This is a genomic window from Flavobacterium sp. AJR, assembly GCF_002156885.1.
Classification (GTDB): Bacteria; Bacteroidota; Bacteroidia; order Flavobacteriales; family Flavobacteriaceae; genus Flavobacterium.
Map to the genome: position 1 here is coordinate 1 of NZ_NCWQ01000133.1, position 7,287 is coordinate 7,287.

A 7,287-nucleotide genomic window follows, 5' to 3' on the forward strand; every position below is an offset into this window, starting at 1 on the left:
ATAATAACATTCGGTTTCTTGTGTTTTTTACTCTATTGTTACAGAGTGTATTAGATAATAAAGAGATTTTAAACGATGACTGTATTTTATAAAAAAAATATTTAGATTAATCCTATTATTTTTTTTGATGCGAAATAAATACTAGTAAATCTATTGCCTATAAAGTCGAAAATTTTAAATTAATTAACGATATTGCTTATGAATTAAGGCACAATAAAATATATCTTATTTTTATGAGTGTATTGTAATCTCACGTAGATTTATTTTAATATAACAGTTATGGTCACGTTGCTTTAATTCAGTTATTCTTTTTATATGTTGTGTGAATTGTGATATTATAAGTAATTTTTAATATCATTAAAAAATTAGTTGCTATTTGTTGAAATTGTGGCTTTTTTTGATGTTTTTTTGATTTAAAAGGAGTTATATTTAAATGTACTTATATTAATTTTATCCCAATAATTTATCCAGATATGTTCAAACTATTTATTTCCATTTTGAAATATTCAGGAATATTTCTTAAAATATAAAATATGAAAAATACCACACATTTTTACTCATTAAAACCGCAATGGCAACGGTCGTTTGCTGATGGAATTAATGCTGAACTTATTGATGATAAAATAATTGTTATTCCAGAAGCAATTGGAACCGGACATACTTATTTTATAGAAGTAGCGCCAGGTATTTCGGTACTTTTTAGCGATTATACGTTAACTAGCCCTATAAGGATGAGTAAACTGACATCAGAGGAAGAGTTTTATATATTCGATTATAATCTAACTGAATTTGGCGATTTAGATGATGAAATAAATGATGCAATAAATTTAGATTTGACCATCTTAAATAATCAAGTCGAAAATGCTTATGAACCCGCAGTAAATCAAAAGACATTTGGTTTTAGTTTATTTATCGATGCCGTTATGATGCAGAAATTTATTAACGAAATGCCTCATGCAGAATTCCTTAATAATAAACTTAATAATAGTAATAAACCCTATAAGGATTATATAGATAGCAATAGTTTAATATTGATTTTCTCTTTAAAAGAAAAATCAATATTTGATGTTTCATTCGAGGAATACTTAAAAGGAATCTCTTTTAAATTATTAGCAAATTTTTTAAATCGTAATGCCGATTTAGTCCCTGCAAAAGAATATATGTTATAATGATTGGTGCTAATCATTATTAATGTTTTTATTTGGTTGTTTTTTGATTTAAAGTTTACCCGATTACAAAATGTAGTTGGGTTCTTTATTTAGAAAAGGTTTAGGATCTGCAAAGATTTTTACTTCATATCATTCTGAATCTTTTTTGACTTTGATATAGTCTTTACTCTCAATAAAAAATCCCTTGATTTAAGTTTAAAAAAGCTTTGCGTTTGGTATAGATTCATGATTTTCAGAATGTTTATAACTTTAAAAATAAATAACTGAACTAATTAACTATTTCTTATTTTTGAGGGAACGAAATAATCAAAATATGTATTTGAAAAAGATAAAAAGGTATGTAGTAGCCCAATCAATTGCTTTATTTGGGATAGTTTTATTGTTAATTGGTTGTAACCAAAAAGAAAAGAAAGTTATAGAAAAGCAAGTTGTTTATCAGGCAATAAGTACAAATAAAGATACTGCTGTTTTATCAATTGTGATAAATAAAGACCGATTTTATGGTCAATACGAAATAAAGTACGGAGAAACAACGAAAGATTCTGGAAGTATAAAAGGTAACATCAAAAAGGATGTATATCTTGGGGAATTTTATTGTAGAACTTATGGAGGTGACCTAAAAAGAGTTCCGATTTCGTTATTAAAAAAAGACAATAAATTAATTTTAGGAAAAGGTGTCATAACCACATATCTTGGTCTGCCTTGTTTTGCTCCAGAGATTCCTATAAGTTATACCGATGCAGAGTTTATATTTCAAGAGATAAAAAAATAAGTTTTTTTTTAAGGCACAGAGGTTCTGAGTAGCAAAGGTTCAAAGGTTTTTTAAGGCACAAAGGTTCTGAGATTCAAAGGTTCAAAGGGGAAAAATTTTGCGGTCAAATCTTTTGCCACAGATTAAAAGGATTAAATAGATTTCTCCCTATCCCGACGCTCAATGTCATTAAGTTAAGCTTTTTAAGCCAAGTATTTTCGACAAAGATTGTCTAAAAGGGAACGCGGATGACACAGATTTTGAAATATATTTATTGAAAATGAAAATTCAATATATACACCTTAAACACCAATACAACCCTTTGAACCTTTGAATCTCAGAACCTTTGTACCTAAAAAAGCTTACTTAATTTCAGTAACAAACTCTTCCATTGGAGTTCTTACTTTTTTCATGTTAACTAGCCAGTCATTAGCTTCATCTCTGTAACCAAGAGGCAACAATAACGCACTTTTTAAACCTTGCTCTTCTAAACCTAAAAGTTTATCCATTTCTGCAGGAATAAAACCTTCCATTGGTGTAGCATCTACTTTTTGCTCAGCAGCAGCTACAATTGCAACTCCCATAGAGATATAAGCCTGACGAGCTGCGTGATTTGCGTGCCACTCTGTAGAAAGAGGTTCGTAAAGTCCCCAAAGTGTTTTCTTGTAATCATCCATTGTATCAGCTGGCAAACCTCTTTCGGCAAGAGTTTTGTTGAAAACAGCAGTAATTCTATCTAGAGAATAACCATCCCAAGCAGCAAAAACTAATAAATGAGAACAATCTGTAATCTGACTTTGGTTCCAAGCAATAGCTTTTATTTTTTCTAATAAATCAGAATTACTGATTACGAAAATTTTATAAGGCTGTAATCCTGAAGAAGATGGAGCAAGTCTGGCAGCTTCTAGTATATAATCTAATTTTTCTTGCGGTACCTTTTTACCATTCATTTTTTTAGTAGCATATCGCCAGTTTAATGTGTCTATCAAATTCATCTTTATAATTGTTTTTTATTTGCAAGTACAAATCTATATAAAAGCTTGTTACTTTTAGTAACTTTGTAACGGAAAGTAATAGTGACAAATGAGTAACCAAGTAACATGGTATGGAAACAGAAAATGATATTCGATTAAAACAGTGCTATAGCACGGTAATGGCCATTCAAGATGTAGTAGATATACTAAACGGTAAATGGAAAATATCTATTATCGCTTGCTTATGCAGTAAAAAAATGCGGTATTCGGACTTATTAAAAGAGATAAAAGGCATATCTGGTAAGATGCTCAGTAGAGATTTGAAGGAGTTAGAAGCAAATCTTCTTATAACTAGAACCGTTCTAAGCACCCAGCCTATAATGGTAGAATATGAAATTACAGAATATGGTGCAACCCTTAAAGATGTAACTAAAGTAATCGCAGATTGGGGAATTAAACATCGCCAAAGAATAATGGAGAAATAGTATTAAGTTTCAGTCCCGAAATTTCAGGATAGTATATACTCTCAACAGCTAAAAAACTGCAAATATTCTCCAATATTGTCATTTCTGTAAATAGTACAATATTGGAGTTATTTTGTAGATAAAGAACTTAGATTCTTAGGACCTTAGTACCTCAGAATCTTAGTGAAACTATTTAGCAACTTTTTTAAATCTCATCATTGGAACATCGCCCAATAATAAATTTAATTTACCATCTTTGTCAATAGAGTAGGCATTGATTTTTTTAATCATTTGCAAGAAAGTTTGTTCTCCACCACCTTCACAAAACATCATAGTAGTTGGACCTTGTTCTCCAAATGTAAGTGTATTTCCTTTTAATGTATATGGAGCACTATATCCATTACATCCTGCATTTCCAGATACTTGTTTAGTAGCTTCATCAAATTTAATAAATGGTTTTTTATCAGGATATAAACCTTCAAAAGCTATACGTGGACCAGAAATATATTCTAATTCCCAAGATGTATTGTAAAGATCAGCAGTTTTTGGTGTGTCTTTCATTGTTGTACAAGAGTTAAATGATAGCGTTAAAACGGAAACAAATAGTAGTACGTAGTTTTTCATAAAGTAAGATTTTAGAACATAAATTTAAAGGTTTTTAATCTAATTTTGTTAAGAAAAGCACGATTATTTTTAGTTTGCCTTATCGAATTTTCATCATTTGAAACGAGTACAGCATCATTTAGTTAAGAGATGAGATGTAAACTGGATAATCTTGACGCTTACAAGAAAAATTTTTGACATAACTGATTTTTGGGTTTTATGAGTTACTTTTGCTGAAAATAAACAAGTCTGAAGCAATTCTTCATCATATTACTTTCATCTATACTAATGTTTCCCTCTTTTGGGAATGTATTGGTTTATGCGATGTTTAAAATTAACCAAGATAAAATTGCCAAAACTATTTGTGTCCAAAGAAAAGTAGAATTCAACTCTTGTAATGGAAAATGTCAGCTTAAAAAAAACTTATTAAAGCTTGACGCTAATGAAAAAGAGATGCAAAACCATCTAAAAGAAAAGCAAGAACTTGTTTACATTCAAAATTTTAATAGCGACGATATCTTTGATAAAAAATATAAAGAGAATCATTTAGCTGCTTTTTTTTATTTTACTAAAAAACCAATCTCGGTTTCTATAATGACATTTCGACCTCCAGCTTATTTTATATAAAATCTAATTTCAATTTTCAATATGTATTGAAATGAATTTTCATGGCTTTTTGCCAATGGAATGCTTGTTATTATTTAAAATTTATATAAATCGAAATGAAAAAAACATTTTTTGCCCTTTTAATAATTGGGCAAGTTGTCTTTGCACAGCATAAAACTCCAAAAGACAACGCTAAAACCGAAGAATTGGATAATATTACCATTTATGGAAAAAAAGAAAAAAGGTATAACGACACAATTTCTTCTATTGCAACACGTACAGCTACAAAACTTATTGATATACCACAATCAATTCAAGTTATCTCCAAAGATATTTGGCAAGATCAAGGCGGATTAAATCTTAATGAAGTCTCAAGAAATATGGTTGGAGTTGCTAATACAACACCTTATAGCTCTTTTTCTATGAGAGGTTTTAATAATTATGGTGATGCTTATTTATTGACCAACGGAATGAAAGGTACTTTATATCATTATAGCCAGAAGGTGCTGTTGTATAATCTTGATCAGGTAGAAATAATGCGAGGACCTGCCTCGGTAATGTATGCTGTAGGAAATCCGGGTGGAGTTATAAATTTAACGACAAAACAACCACTTGACAAAGCAAGATACGAGGTTAATTTTACGACAGGAAGTTGGGATTTATTTACTGGATTTGCCGATGCAACCGGACCATTAACCAAAGATAAAAAGCTAAAATACAGATTGGTTGTAGGAGGAGAGAACAGTGGTAGTTATAGAAACTTTCAGTACATGAAAAACCTTCTTATTACACCTACTTTACAATATGATTTCTCGGAGAATACATCATTAAATGTTGATTATACGTATCTAACAATGAATTCGCGTTTTCAATATGATAGGGGGACTTATATCAAGAAGAAAGGCGATGGAAGTTATGATTTTGATAATGTAGATCCAAATTTTACAACTCAAGGAAATCCTTCGTTTGGGAAAGATAAAAACTCTTCGGCTTCGTTAACATTCAAACATAAATTTAATGATAAACTTAGTTTTGCATTAATGAGCCGATATGTAAGAAGAAATCTGGATATGCTTGACGTTTATGGATTTGGACCTCTAAATGCTACACAAGATAGTATTCCCAGAGAAGGAACTACATGGAAATTTAATACACAATGGATTGCTAATACGGCGTTTTTAAAATACAATTTTAAAACTTCTAAATTTATTTCGCATGAACTGATTGTTGGTGGTGATATAATTCAGGATCGTGTTTTAAAAAATCTATATTTAAGCAAAGTATACCCGTCGTTAAGTATTGATAATCCTGATTATTCGCAGGACGGAATTGTTATTAATGATCCAAATGTACCATTGGGAGATGAGGGAATGGATAACAATACGAAGGTTACAAATAATTATGCAGGTTTTATTCAAGATCAAATTTCGATAGGAGAAAAATGGAAATTAAACTTGGCAGTGCGCTATAATGAATATCGTTATAAGCAGAAACCTGTAGATGAACTTGATGCTACGGGAGTAGAAATAACTTCGGATGCTAATGCATGGATTCCGCGTGTAGGATTGGTTTATGAACTTAAAAAGAACATAGCTCTTTATGCATCTTACACAGAATCATTTGAGCCACAAAATAATAATAATGTTGGTGCTGGTGGACCATTTCCTCCAAAAAAAGGAAAACAATATGAAGTAGGGTATAAAGGCGACTTTTTTTCGAATAGATTAAGTACTACACTGGCATTATATGATATAGATTATGTAAACATTCTTGTAGCCGATCCAAGTGATCCAAATAAGAAAAGAAGAATTGCAATTCCGGGTCTAAATAGTAAAGGAATCGAAGTTTCTGCACAAGGTATCATAACACAAAACTGGTCGGTTATAGGTAGTTATTCTTATAATGAAGTAAAATACCTTTCTAAAACATCTATTGGTAATGTGGGTGACAGACCATTAAATGCTCCTAAATATGTGGGTAATGTTTGGGTGGAATATAATTTCACTGAGACTATTTTAAAAAATCTGAAACTTGGTGCGGGAATTAGATTTCAAGGAAATACTTTGGGAGGCAGTTACAGAGATGATTCTCTTTTATTACCTGCTTTTTCTTATATAGATATGTCAGCAAATTATAGATACAAGAATTATATTGTTGGTGTAACTGCCAATAATATCACAGACAAATTATATTTTCCTGGAGCGTATGGTACAACATCATTGTTTACTGGAACACCTCAAAATATTCGTCTTAATCTTGGTTTTGTATTTTAGATATTAAGGATTTATAAGTGTGATTCTTTTGGAAAAGTTTTAAATCAAGGGTGTAATGAACTTTAGTTTCACACAGAATCACCACAATCATTGTCATCCTATGTTTGTAATAAAAAAGGATTTCTGTTTTTAGTACATTTATGTTTAGATTTTCAACAGAAGAAAGGGAAAGATAAAAACTAAAAATTGTCATTTGTCATCCTATGTTTGTAATAAAAAAGGATTTCTGTTTTTAGTACATTTATGTTTAGATTTTCAACAGAAGAAAGGGAAAGATAAAAACTAAAAATTGTCATTTGTCATAATAGACTGTTCGAAATGGTAGTTCCTTTCCCTCTCTGCTTTTGAGCTTGGACAGTTCATTAGGCCTGGAGCCTGTATTTAGGATTGATAAGTCAATAGCAGATTTCTTCCGTTTACTTTTTACTTAAAAACAAAGTTATGACA

Annotated in this window: 7 protein-coding genes; 5 read left to right on the top strand and 2 right to left on the bottom strand. The window is 30.4% G+C overall.

What is annotated here, in order from left to right; genetic code table 11:
• The first annotated feature begins 533 nt into the window (after positions 1–533).
• Together B8T70_RS22270 and B8T70_RS22275 are read left to right on the top strand one after the other, a co-directional pair.
• On the top strand, positions 534–1,169 hold the full coding sequence (locus tag B8T70_RS22270; protein ID WP_086896270.1) for a hypothetical protein: 636 nt from the start codon (positions 534–536) through the stop codon (positions 1,167–1,169).
• A gap of 319 nt (positions 1,170–1,488) precedes the next feature.
• The gene (locus tag B8T70_RS22275; protein WP_242667545.1) at positions 1,489–1,941 is read left to right on the top strand and encodes a hypothetical protein; all 453 of its coding nucleotides are present in this window, start codon (positions 1,489–1,491) and stop codon (positions 1,939–1,941) included.
• A 341-nt stretch (positions 1,942–2,282) separates the two neighbouring features.
• On the opposite strand, the gene B8T70_RS22280 is transcribed toward B8T70_RS22275, so the two are convergent.
• Positions 2,283–2,915 (bottom strand): NAD(P)H-dependent oxidoreductase, encoded by a 633-nt coding sequence (locus tag B8T70_RS22280; protein ID WP_086896271.1) that lies wholly within the window; start codon positions 2,913–2,915, stop codon positions 2,283–2,285.
• Positions 2,916–3,025: 110 nt separating this feature from the next.
• Here B8T70_RS22280 and B8T70_RS22285 point away from each other — a divergent pair, with 110 nt between their 5' ends.
• Complete coding sequence (locus B8T70_RS22285; protein ID WP_086896272.1) at positions 3,026–3,379, top strand: helix-turn-helix domain-containing protein; 354 nt, start codon at positions 3,026–3,028, stop codon at positions 3,377–3,379.
• 168 nt (positions 3,380–3,547) lie between these two features.
• On the opposite strand, the gene B8T70_RS22290 is transcribed toward B8T70_RS22285, so the two are convergent.
• Positions 3,548–3,982: an META domain-containing protein gene (locus B8T70_RS22290; protein ID WP_086896273.1), complete on the bottom strand. Its 435-nt coding sequence runs from the start codon at positions 3,980–3,982 to the stop codon at positions 3,548–3,550.
• Positions 3,983–4,249: 267 nt separating this feature from the next.
• Between B8T70_RS22290 and B8T70_RS22295 the strand changes: the two genes are divergently transcribed.
• The gene (locus B8T70_RS22295; protein ID WP_242667546.1) at positions 4,250–4,588 is read left to right on the top strand and encodes a hypothetical protein; all 339 of its coding nucleotides are present in this window, start codon (positions 4,250–4,252) and stop codon (positions 4,586–4,588) included.
• 95 nt (positions 4,589–4,683) lie between these two features.
• Positions 4,684–6,840 (top strand): TonB-dependent siderophore receptor, encoded by a 2,157-nt coding sequence (locus tag B8T70_RS22300; RefSeq protein WP_086896275.1) that lies wholly within the window; start codon positions 4,684–4,686, stop codon positions 6,838–6,840.
• Positions 6,841–7,287 lie beyond the last annotated feature (447 nt).

Excerpts from the sequence above, each read along its gene's own strand:
- B8T70_RS22270 (WP_086896270.1), top strand. The coding sequence starts at position 534 with ATGAAAAATACCACACATTTTTACTCATTAAAACCGCAATGGCAACGG.
- B8T70_RS22280 (WP_086896271.1), bottom strand. The coding sequence starts at position 2,915 with ATGAATTTGATAGACACATTAAACTGGCGATATGCTACTAAAAAAATG.
- B8T70_RS22285 (WP_086896272.1), top strand. The coding sequence starts at position 3,026 with ATGGAAACAGAAAATGATATTCGATTAAAACAGTGCTATAGCACGGTA.
- B8T70_RS22290 (WP_086896273.1), bottom strand. The coding sequence starts at position 3,982 with ATGAAAAACTACGTACTACTATTTGTTTCCGTTTTAACGCTATCATTT.
- B8T70_RS22295 (WP_242667546.1), top strand. The coding sequence starts at position 4,250 with ATGTTTCCCTCTTTTGGGAATGTATTGGTTTATGCGATGTTTAAAATT.
- B8T70_RS22300 (WP_086896275.1), top strand. The coding sequence starts at position 4,684 with ATGAAAAAAACATTTTTTGCCCTTTTAATAATTGGGCAAGTTGTCTTT.